This is a genomic window from Mesorhizobium loti R88b (assembly GCF_013170845.1).
GTDB classification, from domain to species: Bacteria; Pseudomonadota; Alphaproteobacteria; order Rhizobiales; family Rhizobiaceae; genus Mesorhizobium; species Mesorhizobium loti_B.
Genome location: NZ_CP033367.1, coordinates 1,038,250 through 1,056,850, shown reverse-complemented (window position 1 = coordinate 1,056,850; position 18,601 = coordinate 1,038,250). Strand labels below are relative to the sequence as shown.

21 protein-coding genes are annotated in these 18,601 nt (G+C 63.1%); 10 read left to right on the top strand and 11 right to left on the bottom strand.

The window, feature by feature from the left end:
• Positions 1-39: 39 nt before the first annotated feature.
• The 3 genes from rho to hemE form a co-directional block, all read right to left on the bottom strand.
• Positions 40-1,305, bottom strand: coding sequence for a transcription termination factor Rho (gene rho, locus EB235_RS05050; RefSeq protein ID WP_027032049.1), 1,266 nt, complete (start codon positions 1,303-1,305; stop codon positions 40-42).
• A 175-nt stretch (positions 1,306-1,480) separates the two neighbouring features.
• Positions 1,481-2,029 (bottom strand): protoporphyrinogen oxidase HemJ, encoded by a 549-nt coding sequence (gene hemJ, locus EB235_RS05045; protein ID WP_027032050.1) that lies wholly within the window; start codon positions 2,027-2,029, stop codon positions 1,481-1,483.
• Positions 2,029-3,060, bottom strand: a complete 1,032-nt coding sequence (hemE, locus tag EB235_RS05040) for a uroporphyrinogen decarboxylase (protein ID WP_027032051.1) — start codon at positions 3,058-3,060, stop codon at positions 2,029-2,031. Before hemE ends, hemJ begins: the two co-directional genes overlap by 1 nt.
• A gap of 292 nt (positions 3,061-3,352) precedes the next feature.
• Between hemE and EB235_RS05035 the strand changes: the two genes are divergently transcribed.
• The 5 genes from EB235_RS05035 to dnaQ all read left to right on the top strand — a co-directional run bounded on the left by EB235_RS05035 (position 3,353) and on the right by dnaQ (position 7,399).
• A complete protein-coding gene (locus EB235_RS05035) occupies positions 3,353-4,285 on the top strand; it encodes a pyruvate, water dikinase regulatory protein (RefSeq protein ID WP_432431179.1) in 933 nt (310 codons plus the stop codon).
• A 315-nt stretch (positions 4,286-4,600) separates the two neighbouring features.
• Positions 4,601-5,194, top strand: a complete 594-nt coding sequence (locus EB235_RS05030; protein WP_027032053.1) for a Maf-like protein — start codon at positions 4,601-4,603, stop codon at positions 5,192-5,194.
• Positions 5,187-6,029, top strand: a complete 843-nt coding sequence (locus EB235_RS05025; protein WP_027032054.1) for a shikimate dehydrogenase — start codon at positions 5,187-5,189, stop codon at positions 6,027-6,029. The genes EB235_RS05030 and EB235_RS05025 overlap by 8 nt, the downstream gene beginning before the upstream one ends.
• Positions 6,026-6,607: a dephospho-CoA kinase gene (coaE, locus tag EB235_RS05020; protein ID WP_027032055.1), complete on the top strand. Its 582-nt coding sequence runs from the start codon at positions 6,026-6,028 to the stop codon at positions 6,605-6,607. The genes EB235_RS05025 and coaE overlap by 4 nt, the downstream gene beginning before the upstream one ends.
• Positions 6,608-6,703: 96 nt before the next feature.
• On the top strand, positions 6,704-7,399 hold the full coding sequence (gene dnaQ / locus EB235_RS05015) for a DNA polymerase III subunit epsilon (RefSeq protein ID WP_027032056.1): 696 nt from the start codon (positions 6,704-6,706) through the stop codon (positions 7,397-7,399).
• A 27-nt stretch (positions 7,400-7,426) separates the two neighbouring features.
• Here the strand turns inward: dnaQ and EB235_RS05010 are convergent, their stop codons facing one another.
• The 3 genes from EB235_RS05010 to EB235_RS05000 all read right to left on the bottom strand — a co-directional run bounded on the left by EB235_RS05010 (position 7,427) and on the right by EB235_RS05000 (position 10,603).
• Complete coding sequence (locus EB235_RS05010) at positions 7,427-8,374, bottom strand: alpha/beta hydrolase (protein WP_027032057.1); 948 nt, start codon at positions 8,372-8,374, stop codon at positions 7,427-7,429.
• Positions 8,371-9,051 (bottom strand): isochorismatase family protein, encoded by a 681-nt coding sequence (locus tag EB235_RS05005; protein WP_027032058.1) that lies wholly within the window; start codon positions 9,049-9,051, stop codon positions 8,371-8,373. Before EB235_RS05005 ends, EB235_RS05010 begins: the two co-directional genes overlap by 4 nt.
• Before the next feature lie 247 nt (positions 9,052-9,298).
• Complete coding sequence (locus EB235_RS05000) at positions 9,299-10,603, bottom strand: M24 family metallopeptidase (protein WP_027032059.1); 1,305 nt, start codon at positions 10,601-10,603, stop codon at positions 9,299-9,301.
• A 272-nt stretch (positions 10,604-10,875) separates the two neighbouring features.
• On the opposite strand from EB235_RS05000, the gene EB235_RS04995 reads away from it, so the two are divergent.
• Positions 10,876-11,343 (top strand): DUF6678 family protein, encoded by a 468-nt coding sequence (locus tag EB235_RS04995; RefSeq protein ID WP_155256439.1) that lies wholly within the window; start codon positions 10,876-10,878, stop codon positions 11,341-11,343.
• Here the strand turns inward: EB235_RS04995 and EB235_RS04990 are convergent.
• From EB235_RS04990 to EB235_RS04975, 4 genes are all read right to left on the bottom strand, one after another.
• Positions 11,340-12,308: a GlxA family transcriptional regulator gene (locus EB235_RS04990; protein ID WP_027032061.1), complete on the bottom strand. Its 969-nt coding sequence runs from the start codon at positions 12,306-12,308 to the stop codon at positions 11,340-11,342. The genes EB235_RS04995 and EB235_RS04990 overlap by 4 nt on opposite strands.
• Positions 12,309-12,372: 64 nt before the next feature.
• The gene (locus EB235_RS04985) at positions 12,373-13,554 is read right to left on the bottom strand and encodes a trans-sulfuration enzyme family protein (protein ID WP_027032062.1); all 1,182 of its coding nucleotides are present in this window, start codon (positions 13,552-13,554) and stop codon (positions 12,373-12,375) included.
• Positions 13,551-14,990 carry a pyridoxal-phosphate dependent enzyme gene (locus tag EB235_RS04980; protein ID WP_027032063.1) on the bottom strand — a complete coding sequence of 480 codons (1,440 nt, stop codon included), beginning with the start codon at positions 14,988-14,990 and terminating at the stop codon, positions 13,551-13,553. The genes EB235_RS04985 and EB235_RS04980 overlap by 4 nt, the downstream gene beginning before the upstream one ends.
• 207 nt (positions 14,991-15,197) lie before the next feature.
• A complete protein-coding gene (locus tag EB235_RS04975; RefSeq protein WP_027032064.1) occupies positions 15,198-15,599 on the bottom strand; it encodes a RidA family protein in 402 nt (133 codons plus the stop codon).
• Between the two features lie 165 nt (positions 15,600-15,764).
• Here EB235_RS04975 and EB235_RS04970 point away from each other — a divergent pair, with 165 nt between their 5' ends.
• On the top strand, positions 15,765-16,097 hold the full coding sequence (locus EB235_RS04970; protein ID WP_027032065.1) for a hypothetical protein: 333 nt from the start codon (positions 15,765-15,767) through the stop codon (positions 16,095-16,097).
• Positions 16,094-16,744: a cysteine hydrolase gene (locus EB235_RS04965; protein WP_027032066.1), complete on the top strand. Its 651-nt coding sequence runs from the start codon at positions 16,094-16,096 to the stop codon at positions 16,742-16,744. Before EB235_RS04970 ends, EB235_RS04965 begins: the two co-directional genes overlap by 4 nt.
• 8 nt (positions 16,745-16,752) lie before the next feature.
• On the opposite strand, the gene EB235_RS04960 is transcribed toward EB235_RS04965, so the two are convergent.
• The gene (locus EB235_RS04960; RefSeq protein WP_027032067.1) at positions 16,753-17,106 is read right to left on the bottom strand and encodes a winged helix-turn-helix transcriptional regulator; all 354 of its coding nucleotides are present in this window, start codon (positions 17,104-17,106) and stop codon (positions 16,753-16,755) included.
• Positions 17,107-17,229: 123 nt separating this feature from the next.
• Here EB235_RS04960 and EB235_RS04955 point away from each other — a divergent pair, with 123 nt between their 5' ends.
• The gene (locus EB235_RS04955; protein ID WP_027032068.1) at positions 17,230-18,000 is read left to right on the top strand and encodes a type 1 glutamine amidotransferase domain-containing protein; all 771 of its coding nucleotides are present in this window, start codon (positions 17,230-17,232) and stop codon (positions 17,998-18,000) included.
• A 305-nt stretch (positions 18,001-18,305) separates the two neighbouring features.
• On the top strand, positions 18,306-18,506 hold the full coding sequence (locus EB235_RS04950) for a hypothetical protein (protein WP_027032069.1): 201 nt from the start codon (positions 18,306-18,308) through the stop codon (positions 18,504-18,506).
• Positions 18,507-18,601: the final 95 nt, after the last annotated feature.

Below are 18,601 nucleotides of genomic sequence, written 5' to 3'. Positions count from 1 at the left end.
GCCGGAAATGTCCGGCCAGATTTTACGTGTTCCCAGACCTTACGTGTTCATCGAATCGAAGAAGTCCGCGTTGGTCTTGGTCTGCTTGAGCTTGTCGATGAGGAACTCGATCGCATCGGTCGTTCCCATCGGCGCCAGGATGCGGCGCAGCACGAAGATCTTCTGCAGGTCGGAACGCGCGACCAGCAGGTCTTCCTTGCGGGTGCCGGACTTGAGGATGTCCATGGCCGGATAGATGCGCTTGTCGGCAACCTTGCGGTCGAGCACGATTTCCGAATTGCCGGTACCCTTGAACTCCTCGAAGATGACTTCGTCCATGCGGCTGCCGGTATCGATCAGCGCGGTGGCGATGATGGTCAGCGAGCCGCCTTCCTCGATGTTACGGGCGGCACCGAAGAAGCGCTTCGGCCGCTGCAAAGCGTTGGCATCGACACCACCGGTCAGCACCTTGCCGGATGACGGCACCACGGTGTTGTAGGCACGGCCGAGACGGGTGATGGAATCGAGCAGGATGACGACGTCGCGGCCATGTTCGACCAGGCGCTTGGCCTTCTCGATGACCATTTCGGCGACCTGGACGTGGCGCACCGCCGGTTCGTCGAAGGTCGAGGACACAACCTCACCCTTCACCGAACGCTGCATGTCGGTGACTTCTTCCGGCCGCTCGTCGATCAGCAGCACGATCAGGTAGCATTCGGGATGGTTGGTGGTGATGGAGTGGGCGATGTTCTGCAGCAGCACGGTTTTACCGGTGCGCGGCTGCGCCACGATCAAGGCGCGCTGGCCCTTGCCGAGCGGCGCCACCAGGTCGATGACGCGGGCTGAGATGTCCTTGGAGGTCGGAACCTCCATCTCCATCTTCAGCCTCGAGGTCGGGTAAAGCGGCGTCAGATTGTCGAAGTGGATCTTGTGACGGATCTTTTCGGGATCGTCGAAATTGATCGTGTTGACCTTGAGCAGTGCGAAATAGCGCTCGCCCTCTTTCGGGCTGCGGATCGGTCCTTCGACCGTATCGCCGGTCTTCAGCGAAAAGCGCCGGATCTGCGACGGCGAGATATAGATGTCGTCGGGACCTGGCAGATAGTTGGCATTGGCCGAGCGCAGGAAGCCGAACCCGTCCTGGAGCACTTCGACCACACCGTCGCCGATGATCTCGACGTCCTGGGCGGCCAGTTTCTTCAGGATCGCGAACATCAGCTCCTGCTTGCGCATGACGCTGGCGTTCTCGACCTCGAGCGATTCGGCATAAGCGATCAGCTCTGGCGGTTTCTTGTTCTTGAACTCGGCGAGTTTCATTTCTTGCATAAACGGACCTTGAATAGATGGAGTCTGGGCAGGCTTTGGGAGGATATCGACGGGATGCGACAAATGCCGGGCGCGGCCGAAAGCAATGAGGGGCGGCGCATGACGGGAAGGAAGACCGTCTTTTATCGTCGGTCGGGTGAAAGAGCAAGCCGCGTTTTGTGAGACCGATAAAGGCTCAGAACGGCTTGACGACAACCAGGATCACGATTGCGATCATCAGCAATGTGGGGATCTCGTTGACGATCCGCCAGTGCCTTGCCGGTTTTTCATTGCGGTCCTCGGCGAATTTGCGCACCGCGCCAGCCAGATAGCCATGAACGCCGGACAACAGAAGCACCAAGCCGATCTTGGCGTGCAGCCACCCGCCTTGGAATCCAAACACTTTCCAGGCGAGCCACAGGCCGAACACCCAGGTCACGATCATCGCCGGATTGATGATGCCGCGCAGCAGGCGCCGCTCCATCACCTTGAAAGTCTCCGACTGCACCGAACCCTTCTCGGCATCGACATGATAGACGAACAGGCGCGGCAGATAGAGCATGCCGGCCATCCAGGAGATGACGGCGAGGATATGGATCGCCTTCGCCCAGGGATAGAAACTCTCCGGGGCGAAGAAAAACAAAAGCGCGGTGAGAACGACCAGCACGCCGATACCGACGGTCATCCGCATCATCGCTTGGCCGGTGCTGTTGCCGGCGTTGCCCGTGTTGTTTGACTGAGCCATCAGCGTGTCGCGCTCCGAACCTGTTTCACCATTGCTTCGACATGCGCGATCGGCGTCTCCGGCGTGATGCCGTGGCCAAGATTGAAGATCAGCGGCCCGTCTCCCAACGCTTTAAGGATCGTCTCGACACCATCCGACAGCGCCTTGCCGCCAGCCACGAGGCGCAAGGGATCGAGATTGCCCTGGACGGCACCAGAGCGCTGCAAGTCCTTCGCTGCTACCAGCGGCACCGTCCAGTCGATCCCCAGACCCGTTACGCCGGTCTTCTGGCGATAGGTGCGGTAGCGAGCGCCGGCGCCCTTGGGAAAGCCGATGATCGGAACATCGGGATGGACGGCCCGAACCTGCCTGACGATCTCGGCCACCGGCCAAACGCAAAACTGCTCGAACGAGGCATCATCAAGCACCCCGGACCAGGAATCGAAAATCTGCACCACATCTGCGCCCGCTTCGATCTGGCGGATCAGATAGGCAGCGGAATTGTCGGCAAGCACTTTCAGCAGATGTTGAAACACCACCGGCTCGCGATAGGCGAACAACCGTGCCGGCGCCTGGTCGGGCGTTCCATGGCCCGCTATCATATAGGTCGCCACCGTCCACGGGGCGCCGCAGAAGCCGATCAGGGTCGTCTCCTCAGGCAGTTTGGAGCGCAGCCGGCGAACCGTCTCGTAGACCGGTTCGAGATTCACGTGAAACACATCGCTTTCCAGAGCCAGAATCTCCGGCGCGGAGATCGGTGTCAAAAGCGGGCCCCGTCCTTCTTCGAAGCGCACATCGCGGCCAAGCGCATGCGGAACGACAAGGATGTCGGAGAACAGGATCGATGCGTCGAAGCCAAAGCGCTCGATCGGTTGCAATGTCACTTCGACGGCAAGGTCGGGATCATAGCAGAGGTCGAGGAACGAACCGGCGCGCCTGCGCGTCTCACGATACTCCGGCAGATAACGTCCGGCCTGACGCATCATCCAGAGCGGAGGCGGAAACACCGCTTCGCCTTTCAGGACGTCCAGCATGATCCGGCTTTTGGGCATCGATCTCGCCTCTCCCAGCCTCCCTATAATCTTAAAGATTCTTATATCTAAGATTCTTCTGATTCTAAGAGTCTGTTGGTTGTGGTGGTTGTCACCTGTCCCGCTTTGCCCCGAAAAACACCAGCAAGCATATTGTCGCGCGTTTCTTTCTCCCGGATGTAGGGTTCTGGGGATAGTTTGGAATCCGCTACCAGAGTCAACGCGTTAGGACGCCCCGGCAAAAGTCGGCCTTGTGGACAGAAGCAGGGCAAAGAAACCGGTCCCCGGACTTGTCCCCAGCCGCCCGACGAAGCTGACAGCACAGCGAATTGTGGACAAACTGCCATCTGATACAGTCGCCTCCGACCGGCCCCTCTTTCTGTCCCGGTTTATCCACATCCGCCCACAGCCCCAGGTGAACCCTGTGAACAAACCCCAGAGCTTCTTTCACCTGCATCTGATTTCCGACGCGACCGGCGAAACGCTGCTCGCCGCCGGCCGCGCGGCTTCGGCGCAATACAAGGACGCGCGCGCCATCGAACACATCTACCCGCTCATCCGCACCGAAAAGCAGGTGGCCAAGGTGTTCGAGGACATCGAGGAGGAGCCGGGCATTATCCTCTACACGGTCGTCGACCAGAAGCTTGCGCGCGGCATAGACGAGCGCTGCGCCACAATGGGCCTGCCCTGCGTGTCGGTGCTGGAGCCGGTGCTGACCGTGTTCCAGTCCTATCTCGGCACGCCGGCCGGCCGGCGCGTCGGCGCCCAGCACGTCCTCGACGCCGAATATTTCCGCCGCATCGATGCGCTCAATTTCACCATGGACCATGATGACGGCCAGCTGCCGCTCAACATGGACGATGCCGATGTCGTGCTGATCGGCATCTCGCGGACATCGAAGACGCCGACCAGCATCTACCTAGCCAACCGCGGCATCAAGACCGCCAACATCCCGATCGTGCTCGGCGTGCCGGTGCCGGAGAGCCTTGTCGCCGCCAAGACGCCGCTGATCGTCGGGCTGATCGCCACCGCCGAGCGCATCTCGCATGTCCGGCAGAACCGCATTCTTGGCAACAGCAGTTCTTATGAAGCGACCGACTATGTCGACCGCGCTTCCATCACCGAGGAGCTCGCCTACGCCCGCCAGATCTGCACCCGCCACGGCTGGCCGATGATCGACGTCAGCCGCCGCTCGATCGAGGAAACGGCGGCGGCCATCGTTGCCCTGAGAGGGAAGAATAGGTAATGGAGCCGGGCTGCGCGTCGCCAATGCCCACCGCCGCACAGCTCGAAGGTCGCGGCATGGATCCTAGGGTCTGCGCCGCGTCGCTGCGCTCCTTGCTTCGCCCTAGGATGACGAAGAGAGGGTCGTCTGCTGATCTCCAACGTTGGTGATTGGCCATGAACCATCGCGCCTTCGTCATCCTAGGGCGGAGCAGGAGCGAAGCTCCGTCGCGGAGACCCTAGGATCCATGCCGTTACAGTGGCCGACGGGCACAACGGTTTTCTACTTGGGTAAACATCTCGACGGCAACCAGACGGGTAATCAGGCGCACAGTCCATGACCGAAACCATCATCCTCGCTTCCGGCAGCCCCTTCCGCAAGGCGATGCTCATCCATGCCGGCGTCGCCATCGAAGCCGTCCCCGCCGATGTCGATGAGCGCGCGCTCGAAGCGCCTTTGCAAGGCGTCTCGCCCGAAGACGTTGCCGCGATCCTGGCCGAAGCCAAAGCCACCGAGGTCAGCGAGCGCAAGCCTGGCGCCCTGGTGCTCGGCTGCGACCAGACGCTGTCGCTCGGCGACGAAGTCTTCCACAAGCCGGCCGACATGGAAGGCGCGCGCCGCCATCTGCTGGCTTTGTCCGGCAAGACCCACCAGCTCAACAGCGCTGCGGTGCTCATGCGGGACGGCGAGGTGCTGTGGCGCCATGTCGGCATCGCTTCCATGACCATGCGCAAGCTCGACCCCGGCTTTATCGGCCGTCATCTTGCCCGTGTCGGCGCCAAGGTGCTGGCCAGTGTCGGCGCCTACCAGATCGAGGGCGAAGGCATCCAGCTTTTCGACAAGATTGAAGGCGACCATTTTACCATTGTCGGCCTGCCGCTTTTGCCGCTGCTGGCCGAACTTCGCACACTTGGAGCGATCGATGGCTGAGGCAGCAAACAAGGCCTTTGTCACGGGCCATCCGATCAAGCATTCGCGCTCGCCGAAGATCCATGGCCATTGGCTGGCCAAACATGGCATCGACGGCAGCTACGAGGCGATCGACGTGGCGCCGCAGGATTTTGCCGAATTCATCGGCACGTTGCAGGCCAACGGTTTTCGGGGTGGCAATGTCACCATCCCGCACAAGGAAGCCGCCTTCGCTCTTGTCCAACGCCGCGACCGGGCGGCGGATGAGATCGGCGCCGTCAACACACTGTGGCTCGAGGATGGCGTGCTGTGGGGCGGCAACACTGATGGCCACGGCTTTGCCGCCAACCTCGATGACTATGCGCCGGGCTGGGCGAATACGGGCCCGGCAGTCGTGCTCGGTGCCGGCGGCGCGTCGCGTGCCGTCATCCAGGCGCTGAAGCAACGCGGTGTCGCTGACATCCGCATCGTCAACCGCACGCTCGCCCGGGCACAGGAATTGCGGGATCGTTTCGGCGCCGGTGTCTCGGCACATGGCACGGCGGCGACCAGCGAGCTGCTGACTGACGCCGGGCTGCTGGTCAACACCACCGCGCTCGGCATGGTTGGCAATGAAGGCCTTCCGGCCGATCCGGCCCTGCTGCCGGACCACGCTGTCGTCACCGACCTTGTCTATGTGCCGCTTGAAACACCTTTGCTCACTGCTGCGCGGGCAAGAAAGCTGAAGACGGTCGACGGACTCGGCATGCTGCTCAACCAGGCCGTGCCTGGCTTCGAACACTGGTTCGGCGTCAGGCCGCAGGTCACGCCCGAACTGCGCGCCCTGATCGAGGCGGATCTGGTGCCGAAACCATGATCGTGCTCGGTCTCACCGGCTCGATCGGCATGGGCAAGTCGACCACGGCAAAGATGTTTGCCGAGGCCGGCGTGCCGGTCCACGATTCCGACGAGACCGTGCATCGCCTTTATTCCGGCGTGGCGGCACCTCTGGTCGAGGCGGCGTTTCCCGGAACGACTGTTGCCGGCGTGGTCGATCGGGCAAAACTCGGCGCGCGTGTGCTCGGCGATACCGCCGCGTTGAAGGCATTGGAAGCCATCATCCATCCGCTGGTGCGTGCCGACGCGGATGCCTTTCTGACCAAGCATCGTAACGCCAGCGAATCGATCGCCGTGCTCGACATACCCTTGCTGTTCGAAACCGGTGGGCGCGGCCGGGTTCACAAGGTCGTCGTCGTCACCGCTCCGGCCGATATCCAGCGCCAGCGCGTGCTGGCCCGGCCTGGCATGACCGAGGAAAAACTGGCGGCGATCCTGGCCAAGCAGGTGCCGGATGAGGAGAAGCGCAGGCTGGCGGATTTCGTCATCGATACGGGCCAGGGGCTGGATGTTGCGCGTGCTGCCGTTGATGCGATCATTGCGGAACTCCGGGGATAAGTCCGGCGAAGCCGGTTACTGACGCCACCGTGTCAGCATTGCCCATTGCCATTTTGTTCCGGTCTCGTGATTCTGCCCCCAGGAGCACCTGATTCGATGCGTGAGATCATCTTCGATACCGAAACCACCGGCCTTGATTCGCGCGACGACCGCGTGATCGAGCTGGGCGGCGTCGAGCTGGTCAATCGTTTCCCGACCGGCAGGACCTTCCACCATTATATCAATCCGCAAGGCCGCGCGATCCACGCCGAGGCGCAGGCGGTGCACGGCATCAGCGCGGCGGATCTTGAGGGCAAGCCAAGCTTTGCTGACATCGCGCAGGCGTGGCTCGACTTCACCGACGGCGCCAAGCTGGTCGCGCATAACGCGACCTTCGATATCGGCTTCCTCAATGTCGAGTTCGGTCGGCTCGGTCATCCCAATGTCGACCCCGGCCTTATTGTCGACACGCTGGCGCTGGCGCGGCGCAAGCATCCGATGGGTCCCAATTCGCTCGACGCGCTCTGCCGGCGCTACGGCATCGACAACACCAAGCGCACCAAGCACGGCGCCCTGCTCGATTCCGAACTGCTGGCCGAGGTCTATATCGAGCTGATCGGCGGCAAGCAGGCGGCGCTCATCCTCGACAGCGCCACCGCGCCGGCGCAGGGCGAGAATGTCCGCCATATCGAGATCATCGTCGCCCAGCGCCCGGCGCCACTGGCACCGCGCCTGAGCGAGGCCGAACGGGCCGCGCATGCCGCCATGGTCGCCACGCTCGGCGAAAAGGCGCTGTGGCTGAAAGCCGGTTGATCCGAAGCTCGTCGTAGGGCGCGGCCCTCAATACGGCCACTCGCCCCGCCCCAGCGCTGCCACCGCCGCGATGATGCGCGCAAAAGCTTCCGCTGCGGTGGGCACCGTGTTGCGGGCGCGCAGGAAACTGTGCACCAGGCGCGGCTCCTCGTACCACCACGCTCGGCCGCCGGCCGAAACGATGCGGTCGCGATAGGTCTCGCCATCGGATGACAGCGGGTCGCATTCGGCCGTGAAGATCACCGTCGGCGGCAGGCCGGAAAAGTCGCTGTCGCGCAGTGGCGAAAATGTCGGATCATCAGGCGATTGCCGCTTGGCCGAGCGGACATCGCGGTAGAAGGCGATATCACTGAGGGACAGCAGCGGCGCCTCGGCATGTTCGACATAAGAACCCTTGCTCTCGTCGCCGCCGAGACCGGGATAGATCAGCACCTGGCCGATCGCAGCACGCCGGCGCGCAGCCTGCGCCACCGCCGCGGCCAGATTGCCGCCGGCGCTCTCGCCGCATAGCACGAGCGGCAGACCTGACGCCGCCGCCGCCCATTCGAAAGCGATCAGCGCATCGTCGAAGGCGGCGGGATGGACGTGCTCCGGCGCCAGCCGGTAGTCGACGGACACGACGTCGAAGCCGGTGCCGGCGCAGAGCTCGGCGCAGATGTCGTCATGGCCGTCGAGCCCGCCCAGGATAAAACCGCCGCCATGGAAATAGAGCACCATGGCCCGCCCGGCTTTGCCGGCAAGCTGGTAGTGCCGGATCGGGACGCCGTGGCCGGAAGCGGCGATCAGGCCGTCGCTGGCCTTGACCCCGGAAGGGCGGCCCTGGTGGAAGGCGCGGCACATCCGGTCATAGATTTCGCGCTGCTTGTCGATCGGCAGGCCGATGATTTCGGGCGGATACCAGGCATTCACCGCATCGATATAGGCCCAGACGCCAGGATCGAGCCGGGTCTCGTATTTGCCGCGCCGCCCCGTCATAGATCCGCGTAAAGCTGCGCGGCATTGTCGAAACCGAAGCGCAGCGGCACCGAGCCTTCGACCTGCCAGACGGTGACCGTCTCGCCCGCCAGCAGCCGGCAGGCGCCGTCCGTGTCGGTGACCGCGCCGCCATAGAGCCGGTTGGCCAAGTTGAGGATGCCGGTCTGATGCATGGCCGCGCTGCCGCTGCCGCAGGCATCTTTCACCAGAAGCACGCGAAATCCCCTGGCCACCGCGTCTTTCACGGTGGCGTCGATGCAGGCCTCGGTCCAGACACCGGCAACAACCAGCCATTCAACGCCGGAAGCCTTGAGCTGATCGGCGGCCGGCCCTGACCGGAAGGCGCTGGCCTCGGCCTTGATCAGCAGCGCCTCGCCCTTGGCCGGCGCCACCTCATGGCAGATCTCGGTCAGCGGATCGCTCTTGTCGGAAAAGGCCGACTTGCCGTCGGCATCGAGCGGATGGAAGGGGCGATCTTGCTTGTCGAGATCGACGATGTAGGCCCAATGATAAAGCGGCACATGGTTTTGGCGCGCCGCCGCCTGCAGGCGTTGGACGTTGGCGAGGATGTCGCCATAGCCCTCGACCAGATAGCGCGGATCCTGCCGGTGCTCCTCTTGCAGGTCGATGAAGATTGCGGCCACGGTGCCGCGCTTGATGGTGATGGGGGCTTTCATGCGACTTCGTCATCCACGGGCGGAGCGGGAGCGAAGCGGACGCGCAGACCCGAGGATCCATGCCGTGACGCTGCTGACGGGTGCGGCGGTGCAGAATTCTGGACCGTTGCGACGCTTCGAAGTCCCGGCATGGATCCTAGGGTCTGCGCCGCGTCGCTGCGCTCCTTGCTCCGCCCTAGGATGACGAAGCGATGGGAGGAGGCTGCGCCGGTCGCGAAGGCCACGTCACCGAGGTGGGCAGTAGGCATCAAACCTGCGTCTCCAGAAACTCGTCCTCATAGGGAAAGCGCGACAGAAGCTCTGTCCCGGTCTCGGTGATCAGGATCTCGTCCTCCAGCTTGACGCCCTCGCGGCCGCCCTTCTCGCCGATATAGCTTTCCACGCTCACCACCATGCCTGGCACGATATGGCCGTCACGGCCATAGGTCTCGTAATCCATGGCATGCGCGATGAACGGTGTCTCGCCATGCATGCCGACACCGTGCATCACCGAGGTGTAGCGCTGGTCGACGAAGCGGTCCGGGATCGTCCAGGCCTTCTCGGCGATCTCGCGGAACGCCATGCCGGGTTTGACGATGCCAATGTTGTGCTGAACCTGGTCGTGCGCCATGCGGTAGAGCGACTTCTGGTAGGGCGTCGGCTTGCCCGGCCCGCAGCGGAAGGTGCGCGAAAAATCCGAATAATAGCCGTAGCAGCCGATCGTGTCAGTATCGAGCGCCAAGAGTTCGCCGGGCCGGATCTTGCGGCCGCTCGCCTCGTTGAACCACGGATTGGTGCGCTGGCCGGAGGTCAACAGCCGCGTCTCGATGAACTCGCCGCCCTGGCGGATCACCTCGCCATACATGATGGCGAACAGATCGTTTTCCGAAACGCCGGGCTTGATCGCCTCGCGAACGGCATAGACGGCGGCCTCGGCGCCGGCCATCGACACCTGCAGGCATTTGACTTCCTCCGGCGTCTTCACCGCGCGCACCGCCAGGATCTCGCCCTGGCAATCTCGCACCTCGCAGCCGCGCTTTTCCAGCGCCAGCGCCTGCAAATGGCTGCAGCGGTCGAGGCCGAGCTTTATCGAGCCACCGCCATGCTTCTTCAAAAGTTCGGTGATCTCGTCGGCGAAGGGGCCGGCGGTTTCGTCGTCGCGGCCGGAGACCGACGACCACACCAGCTTGGACGGACGCGCCTCGTCGATCGTGTCGAGCACCATGGAGACATGGTAGCTCTGTGGATACTCGAACAGCACGATCGGCCCTTCGGTTGGGATAAAGAAATAGCGGGTCGAGTTGCGCAGGAAATAGCCGAACATGTTGCGCGAGCCAGTGGCGTAGCGCTGATTGTAGGGGTCGAACAGAACCACGCCGCCATAGCCGGCGTCGCGCATCCAGCCGCGCAGTTTTGCCAGCCGGCCTTTGCGCAAGGCGTCTGCATCGATGAAGGACGGCTCGGTGTCCGACAGCCACATGCCGCCGGCAGGATCGGCCGCCGCGGGGTGACGCATGCGATCCTTGAAGTCGACGTCGTCGGTGCTGTCAGGTTCGAATACGACGATGCTCATGGGGTGCCTGGCCTTGGGTGGTTTGCAAGGTCAGACCATGGCGCAGGTGGGGCGAAGCCATTGTGCGGAAAACCGCGTTTGTTGTGCGGGATGCCGCCACAACCTCGGTTAGAACCGACAGACACGAACGATCGAGCTCGACCCTTTGCAGTCCGTCAGTCGCGAGTGTCGCGTGACCTGAGCAAACCCCCCGTCAGTCTCCCCATATGATCAAAAGGTGATCGGGCCATTCACCGGTATTGTGGAGGCATTCCAACTCAGCGAATATATCCATGACTATTGGAGCTCAAATCGTGCCAAAAAGAAGAGAACCAGCGATAGACATGAATGCGCTACGGCTCAGCGCCAGGAAAGAGGTGGCGCGGAATTATTCGGCTTCGCTCATGTCCAATACAAAATGGCGCATTCTGTTCAAGGCATTGGAAGCTTCTGGCGTCGATATCAAGGGAATCGCAGTCAAGTTTGTCGGCGATAGTCAAGAGTGGTCACCAGTGTTTCCCGGTTTATACCCACCCCATGCCTACGTGGATCTATGGCCCTTGAATGTCCATCCATTGGTCGAGATAGAGTGGATTGAATTCCGGCGAACTGTGGTCGAGAAAAGACCAAACAATGTGCCCCCGGCGCTCCTCTCACAAGACGTAGACGCTATTCGCGCAGTGATCGATGCCACCGGCAAACGCTTTCCCATCGAAGTTACCGAACAAGGTTTGCGCGTCGTCGGCCACCTGAACGCCTAATGCCGCCGCGCCAGCTTCGGCGGATGCCCATGCTCCTCGCGAAACGCCCGGGCAAAGCTCGACATCGAGGCAAAGCCGCAGGCCAGCGCCACGTCGCGTACGGCGAGCGTCGAATGCGCCAGGAGATCGGCGGCGCGTTTCAGCCTGAGCCTCCGATAGTAACCATTGGGCGAGATGTCGAGTTCGGAACGGAAGGAGCGCTCCAGCTTGTCGGACGACACGCCGAGCCGCGCTGTCAGCTCGGCCATGCCGAGCCTTTCCTCCACTGCGTCCTCCATGATGGCGATCGCCGACAGCACCAGCTCGTTCTGCACCCCGGTGCGCAGGCGCAGCGGCATCAGCTTGCGGTCGACGCTGGAGCGCAACTGGCTGTGCACGAACCATTCGGCAACACCGGCGGCAAGCTCGGCGCCGTAATCCCGGGTGATGATCTCCAGCATCATGTCGAGGCTGCCGACGCCGCCGGCCGAGGTAAAACGCTTGCGGTCGATGACATAGAGGTCGCGCCGCAGCTCGATGTTGGGGAACGCCTCGGTGAAGGCAGCCTGGCTGGTCCAGTGCAAGGTGCAGGCATGGCCGTCGAGCAGGCCGGCGCGGGCGAGGAAGAACGCCGCATCCGCCACCGCGCCGATATGGGCGCCATTGCGCAGGCTGCGGCGGATCCAGCTCGCTGCGTCCTCGGCGACGAGGTGATCGGCATCGCCACCGGAGCAGACGACGATGCGGTCGACCTTCGGCGCATCCTCGGCATAAAAGCCCGGCTGGATGACGACGCCGTTCGAGGCCTCGACCGAACCTTTCGTGCCGCCGACTATGATCCAGCGGTAGCACTGCCGCTTCGCCAGCACATTGGCGGCGCGCAGCGGCTCGATGACGGAACTGAACGCCATCATCGGAAAGCCGGGAAACACCAGCACCGCGAAGGTCAGGGGTTCGGTGGGTTTTTCGGGTTCGCGCGTGGCCATGGGCGCTACATTTCGGGCCAATCGCCTTAGGGGTCAACCGGGCCGATAGCCAATCATAGCGCCTTCATCCCCCCAGCGCCTGCTCCAGATCCGCAATCAGATCATCGCCATCCTCGATCCCCGCCGACAACCTCACCAGCGAATCCGAAATCCCGATCTCCGCCCGCTTCTCGGCGGGAATGGACCCATGCGTCATCAGCGCCGGGTGCTCGATCAGGCTCTCCACGCCGCCGAGGCTCTCGGCCAGCGTGAACAATTGCGTGCGTTCGAGGAAGCGCTTTGTCCCGGCAAGGTCGCGGTCGAGCACAACCGTGATCATGCCGCCGAAGGCGTGCATCTGCTGCACGGCGATGGCGTGCTGCGGGTGGCTGGCGAGGCCGGGATAGAGGACCCGGCGCACGTCCTTGCGGGCTTCCAGCCACTGCGCGATTTTCAGGCCGTTGTCGGAATGCCGCTCCATCCTGAGCGCCAGCGTCTTCAGGCCGCGCAGCGCGAGAAAACTGTCGAACGGGCCTGAAATGGCGCCGATGGCGTTCTGCAGGAATTTCAGCTGGGCGGCGAGATCCTTGTTGTCGCCGACCACGGCGACGCCGCCGACCATGTCGGAATGGCCATTGAGATATTTGGTCGTCGAGTGGACTGTTATATCGATGCCGAGTTCCAGCGGCCGCTGGATATAGGGGCTGCAGAACGTGTTGTCGGCAACCGACAGGATGCCCTTGCGCTTGGCGAGCGCGGCGACGCCTTCGAGGTCGACGATGCGCAGCAGCGGATTGGTCGGCGTCTCGACCCACAGCAGTTTCGTGTCCGGCCGGATCGCGGCTTCCACCGCCGCAAGGTCGGTGAAGTCGACGAAGGAGACCTGCAGATTGGCAGAGCGCTTGCGCACCCGCTCCATCAGCCGGAAGGAACCGCCATAGATGTCGTCGGTGGCGACGATATGGGCGCCGCTATCGAGCAGTTCCAGCACCGTCGAGATCGCCGCCAGGCCGGAGGCAAAGGCGAAGGCTGCCGAGCCGCTTTCCAGATCGGCCACCGCGCGCTCGAAGGCAAAGCGCGTCGGGTTCTGGCTGCGGGCATATTCAAAACCCTTGTGCACGCCGGGCGATTGCTGGGCAAAGGTCGAGGTGGCGTAGATCGGCACCATCACGGCACCGGTCAGCGGATCGTGGCTCTGGCCGCCATGGATGGTGCGCGTCGAGAAGGCCAGGCGGTTTTTGCCGACTGGCGGGGTATGTTTGGTCATCGGGCGCGCCTCAAATGGTTGATCAGGTCGATGCGGGTTATCAGGCCGACGAACTCGTCGCCGTCGAAGATGATGGCGACCTCATTGCGGTCGAACACCGGCAGCAGCGCATCCAGCGTCTGGCTGGCCTGCAGCGTGTGCAGATTGGAGGTCATCGCCGTGCGCACCGGGCCGTTGAAGCGTTCCCAGCGGCCGTCATGCGGACCCTCGACCTTGGCCAGTATGTCGCTTTCGTCGACGATGCCAACGAGCTTGCCATTGTCGAGCACCGGCAGCTGCGACACATCCGAGCGGCGCATGCGGCCATAGGCGTTGAGCAGGCTTTCGTCCGGGCCGACAGAGACCGTGTCACCGGTGCGATGCGAACGCATCACCAGGTCGCGCAGATCGCCATGATGTTCCTGCTCGGCCAATCCTTGCTCGGCCAGCCAGAAATCGTCGAACACTTTTGACAGGTACTTGTTGCCGCTGTCGCAGACGAAGGTGACGACGCGCTTGGGCGAGGTCTGCTCGCGGCAATAGCGCAAGGCGGCCGACAGCAGCGTGCCCGACGACGAACCGGCCAGGATGCCTTCGCGGGACAGCAGGTCGCGCACTGCCAGCATGCTTTGCTTGTCCGTGATCGAATAGGCCTTCTTGACCAAGGACAGATCGGCATTGGGTGGCACGAAATCCTCGCCGATGCCTTCCACTGTCCAGCTGCCGGCCTCTTCCATCTTGCCGGTCTTGATCAATGGCGCCAGCACCGAGCCGACCGGGTCGGCGAGCACCATCTCGGTCTTCGGCGACACTTTCGCAAAGTAGCGGCCAAGCCCGGTCAGCGTGCCGCCCGAGCCGACGCCGACGACCACCGCGTCGACGTCGCCATCGAGCTGGGAAAAGATCTCCGGGCCGGTGGCCGTCTCATGCGCCAGCGGGTTGGCCGGATTGGCGAACTGGTTGGCGTAGAAGGCGCCGGGCACCTCCGCCGCGATCTTCTCGGCCATGTCCTGGTAATATTCGGCATGGCCCTTGCCGACATCGGAGCGCGTCATGCGCACTTCCGCGCCCAGCGCGCGCAGATGCTGGATCTTTTCGCGCGACATCTTGTCGGGCACGACCAGCACGATGCGGTAGCCCTTGGGGATGCCGACCTGGGCAAGGCCGAGGCCGGTATTGCCGGCCGTCGCCTCGACAATGGTGCCGCCACGCTTCAGCTTGCCCTCTTTCTCGGCGGCGGCAATCATCGACAGCGCGATGCGGTCCTTGATCGAGCCGCCCGGATTCTGGCTTTCAAGTTTGATGAACAGCCGGCATTTGCCGGTGTCGAACTTGGTCAGCTCGACCACTGGCGTCTGGCCGATGAGGTCGAGAACCGACGCATAGGGTGGGCGCAGCCGGGACGATGGACCGTCCGAGGGGGTGCTGCCTGGCGCAGCTTTTCCGTGCTCGCTCATATCGAAGCTCCCTGATCAAGCGACCGTCCAGAGCATGATGCCGAAAAGTGTGAAGCGGTTTTCGGACGACATCATGCTCTACTTTTTGATTGAGCCGGCGGAGCGGCAGCGTAGCTCCTTTTCCAGCCGTTTGTCGCGGGAAAGAAGATAGAACGTGCCAATCAGCCGGCCAGACGGGGAATGAAATTCCAAGAGGTGCCTGATCTATTATGCCTCAACCGCGGCCTGGCCTTCGATCTCGATCAGGAAATCCGGATTGGCGAGGCCGAGCACGCGGATGCCCGTCACCACCGGCGGTGGTCCTCGATCTGCCCAGAACGCCATCCAGACGCCGAAGGCCGGCCTGATGTCGGCGTCGCCGACAATGTAGATCGATAGCCGCACGAGGTTTTCCGGCCTGGCGCCGCCGGCTTCGAGCACCATCGCCAGATTGGCGAGCGCCTGCCTGGTCTGTGCCGCGATGTCGCCCTTGCCGACGATCTGGCCATCGGCATCAACGCCGTTCTGGCCGCCGATCAGCACGATGCGCGCCGAGGCCGGCAGCGCCACGCCCTGCGAATAGGCCGGGTTGCTGTGCATCCCCTTCGGGTTCAGCCGCTCGATAGCCATTCTCTTGTCTCCCACCGGATGCCGCGCCACGAAAGGGCATTCGGCCCACCGCTTCAACGAACCATCTCGTTCGTTGAAGCCGCCATTTTCAACATGCTAGCCGAACGGGATGCCAGCCGAAACAGGCGGACCGCGCGATCCTGACACCCCAAGAGGAGACAGCCGATGAAGATCATTGCCTATGACAACTTCAAGCCCGGCGTCACCCTCGACGATCTGAAACCCTATCTGCGCGATGAGGTATCGAATGTCTGGCGGCTGTGGAAGGCAGGCATCGTGCGCGAGAACTATGCGCGCGCCGATGTCGGCGGCGTCATCATCGTCTTCGAACTCGACAGCGTCGAGCAAGCCAGGCGCTACACCGACGACTTTCCGCTGTCGAAGGCCGGGCTGCTGGAGTGGCAGTTCCTCGCCTTCGACTCAGCACCCTTGCCGCTCGAATATCTGTTCGATCCCAGCGTCGACATCGCCAAGCCCTGGGACCGGACCGCGGCATGATCCGGTCCAGCGAAGGCATCGAGATCCCGACCAGCCTGGTCGAATGGTGCGAACCGCACCGCATGGCGCTGGTGGTCTACGACATGCAGGTCGGCATTTGCCGCCAGCTTGCCGGCGCCGCTGAGATTGTCGAACGCACCGGCATCGTGCTCGAAGCCGCGCGCTCGGCCGGCATGCGGGTGGCGTTCACGCGCCATCTGTCCTTGCCGCGCAAATGGATGGGCGCCACCCAGCTGCGCACCGCCATGGCCTGGCAGCGGCGCGACAGCCCCGACATGGTCGATCCCTGGTTTTTGCGCGACACGGATGCGACCGGGATCGTCCCCGAACTCGCGCCCCGCGCCAACGAAGCCGTCTTCGACAAGCTGACCATGTCGGCCTTCGAGTCCACGGCGCTCGGTTTTGCGCTGCGCGATTGCGGCGTGCGCGCCATTGCCCTTGCCGGCATCGCCATGGAGATCGGCATCGAGCCGACCGTCCGCCAGGCGAGCGACAACGGTTTTGTGGCCGTGGTGATCGAGGACGCCTGCGGCTTCGGTAATCGCGAAGCGCGCGATCGCTCGATGGCGACGCTGCGTTATCTCGGCGAAGCCGTCATGTCAGATGTCGCCGGCTTTTGCGGCGCGCTGGCCGCAGGCGGGAGATAGACGCTTTGTCAGGCGGCGACATCAATGTCGGTGCGGAAGCGCACACCCTCCGCACGGCCGTGCTCGCTGCCCCAGTCGTAAAGCGCCTGGAGTGCTGCTGCGAGATCGTGGCCGCGACCGGTCAGAGCATAGCGCGCCTTGCCGTCGGGCGAGGTCTCCAGCACGACGAAGCCGATCTCGACCAGATCGGCCAGGCGCTGCGTCAGCATCTTGTCGGACAGCGACGGGATCAGCCGGCGCAATTCGGAATAGCGCAGCGGGTTCTGCTTGATCCGCGCGATGATCACTGTTTTCCACTTGCCGCCGAGCGCATCGAGCGCGAACTCGACCGGGCAGCCATAGAGTCTTCCGCGTTGGGTCATGCCCCGATCCTAGGCATGGCGCCGCCGCGACGGAAGCGGATTTTGCCCCGCCATATGGCCAGATTGCATGGTCCGGCCCAAGGTCCAGCATTGTCGGCGAAAGCTTCATAAGGGAGAGCCAAGATGAGTGTCAGGGATGCCAATCCGGTCGATGCGCTGAGGCCGAAGCGTCTGGCGATCGTCATCGCCAATCCGGCCGTCTCCACCACGACCGGATGGCCGGTCGGCTTCTGGTGGAGCGAGCTGACGCATCCGTGGTTCGCCTTCACCGAACGCGGCTATGCGGTGGAGATCTTTTCGCCTGAAGGCGGCAGATGCGAGGCCGACGCGCTGAGCGATCCGCGTGACGCTTCAGGCTATTCCGAAACCGATCTGATCTCGCTCGGCTTCCTGTCGAGCCCGAAACTGGCGGCTCTGGTGGAAACCACGCGGCCGGTGGCGGAGATCGACGTCGACAGCTTCGACGCCATCGTCGTCGCCGGCGGCCAGGCGCCGATGTTCAGCTATGATCGCGCGGAAACGCTGCAAAGAATATTCGTCGCCTTCCATGAAGCGGGCAAGGTGGCGGCAGCGCTCTGCCACGGCACCGCGCTGCTGCGTTACGCCAGGCGCGCTGACGGCTGGCTGCTCGTTGCCGGCAAGACGGTGACCGGTTTCGCCAATGCCGAGGAGGATTTCGCCGACAAGGCAACCTGGGAGATAGGCGCGCTCCAGCCTGGCAGCCACCTGATGCCGTGGCGCATCGAGGATGAGCTGAAGGCAAGCGGCGCCAATTATGTCCAGGCAGGCTTATGGCGCGGCTTTGCCATACGTGACGGCAATCTGATCACCGGCCAGCAGAATTTTTCCGGCGCCGAGACCGCACGCCTGGTGTGCGAGGCGTTGGGCGGCTGAGCGCCCTTCTCGTTGGCTTTTATGCAATTCCCTTGGATAGCGCCACGCGCTTTTCCCCGGATTTTCAGGCGTTCCCCGACGGCTGGGACTTCAGTCTTAGTTGAGTAATAGCTAATGTATGTGTAGCTTGGTCGATGCGGGGGACGATCCCAAATCGAAGCCTGTCCCGCGATGGCCGGTGCGGCCCGCTTCCAACCCAAGCATCCCCTGCACCGGCCATCCTCTCCCTGCCGTTGGGCTCATGGCCAGCTTGAAATCCCAACCCGAGTGCGCGATTGTCGCGCCCCGGGGGAGACAGGTGATCGATGCGCCGTACCACAAAGGCTCTGCCTTTCGTCCCGACCGAGATTCATGTCAGCACGGTCGAGGATGAGAAGGGTTCTCTGGGCATCCTTTCCATCCAGACAACGGAGGGCATTTTAGACTTGGCCCTCGACCTCACGACCCTTGACGCCATCGCGAACGCCGTCAAAGAGATCCGGTCGAAATTGGTCCCTGAGAGCTAAGAGAGCCTGGCCCGAAACCGGGCTTGAGAGACAATCGGGAACACCGAAAGCGGGAGGATTACCCCTCTTTTGGCAAGCCGATTTGCATCGCCATT

What these genes read in the sequence shown, in the direction of transcription:
- EB235_RS04985 (WP_027032062.1), bottom strand. Translation starts at nt 13,554, where the DNA reads ATGACCAAACATACCCCGCCAGTCGGCAAAAACCGCCTGGCCTTCTCG.
- EB235_RS05025 (WP_027032054.1), top strand. Translation starts at nt 5,187, where the DNA reads ATGGCTGAGGCAGCAAACAAGGCCTTTGTCACGGGCCATCCGATCAAG.
- EB235_RS05005 (WP_027032058.1), bottom strand. Translation starts at nt 9,051, where the DNA reads ATGAAAGCCCCCATCACCATCAAGCGCGGCACCGTGGCCGCAATCTTC.
- EB235_RS05010 (WP_027032057.1), bottom strand. Translation starts at nt 8,374, where the DNA reads ATGACGGGGCGGCGCGGCAAATACGAGACCCGGCTCGATCCTGGCGTC.
- coaE (WP_027032055.1), top strand. Translation starts at nt 6,026, where the DNA reads ATGATCGTGCTCGGTCTCACCGGCTCGATCGGCATGGGCAAGTCGACC.
- EB235_RS05030 (WP_027032053.1), top strand. Translation starts at nt 4,601, where the DNA reads ATGACCGAAACCATCATCCTCGCTTCCGGCAGCCCCTTCCGCAAGGCG.
- EB235_RS04955 (WP_027032068.1), top strand. Translation starts at nt 17,230, where the DNA reads ATGAGTGTCAGGGATGCCAATCCGGTCGATGCGCTGAGGCCGAAGCGT.
- EB235_RS04975 (WP_027032064.1), bottom strand. Translation starts at nt 15,599, where the DNA reads ATGGCTATCGAGCGGCTGAACCCGAAGGGGATGCACAGCAACCCGGCC.
- EB235_RS04980 (WP_027032063.1), bottom strand. Translation starts at nt 14,990, where the DNA reads ATGAGCGAGCACGGAAAAGCTGCGCCAGGCAGCACCCCCTCGGACGGT.
- EB235_RS05000 (WP_027032059.1), bottom strand. Translation starts at nt 10,603, where the DNA reads ATGAGCATCGTCGTATTCGAACCTGACAGCACCGACGACGTCGACTTC.
- EB235_RS04960 (WP_027032067.1), bottom strand. Translation starts at nt 17,106, where the DNA reads ATGACCCAACGCGGAAGACTCTATGGCTGCCCGGTCGAGTTCGCGCTC.
- dnaQ (WP_027032056.1), top strand. Translation starts at nt 6,704, where the DNA reads ATGCGTGAGATCATCTTCGATACCGAAACCACCGGCCTTGATTCGCGC.
- EB235_RS04965 (WP_027032066.1), top strand. Translation starts at nt 16,094, where the DNA reads ATGATCCGGTCCAGCGAAGGCATCGAGATCCCGACCAGCCTGGTCGAA.
- hemJ (WP_027032050.1), bottom strand. Translation starts at nt 2,029, where the DNA reads ATGGCTCAGTCAAACAACACGGGCAACGCCGGCAACAGCACCGGCCAA.
- EB235_RS04990 (WP_027032061.1), bottom strand. Translation starts at nt 12,308, where the DNA reads ATGGCCACGCGCGAACCCGAAAAACCCACCGAACCCCTGACCTTCGCG.
- hemE (WP_027032051.1), bottom strand. Translation starts at nt 3,060, where the DNA reads ATGCCCAAAAGCCGGATCATGCTGGACGTCCTGAAAGGCGAAGCGGTG.
- rho (WP_027032049.1), bottom strand. Translation starts at nt 1,305, where the DNA reads ATGCAAGAAATGAAACTCGCCGAGTTCAAGAACAAGAAACCGCCAGAG.
- EB235_RS04950 (WP_027032069.1), top strand. Translation starts at nt 18,306, where the DNA reads ATGCGCCGTACCACAAAGGCTCTGCCTTTCGTCCCGACCGAGATTCAT.
- EB235_RS04995 (WP_155256439.1), top strand. Translation starts at nt 10,876, where the DNA reads ATGACTATTGGAGCTCAAATCGTGCCAAAAAGAAGAGAACCAGCGATA.
- EB235_RS04970 (WP_027032065.1), top strand. Translation starts at nt 15,765, where the DNA reads ATGAAGATCATTGCCTATGACAACTTCAAGCCCGGCGTCACCCTCGAC.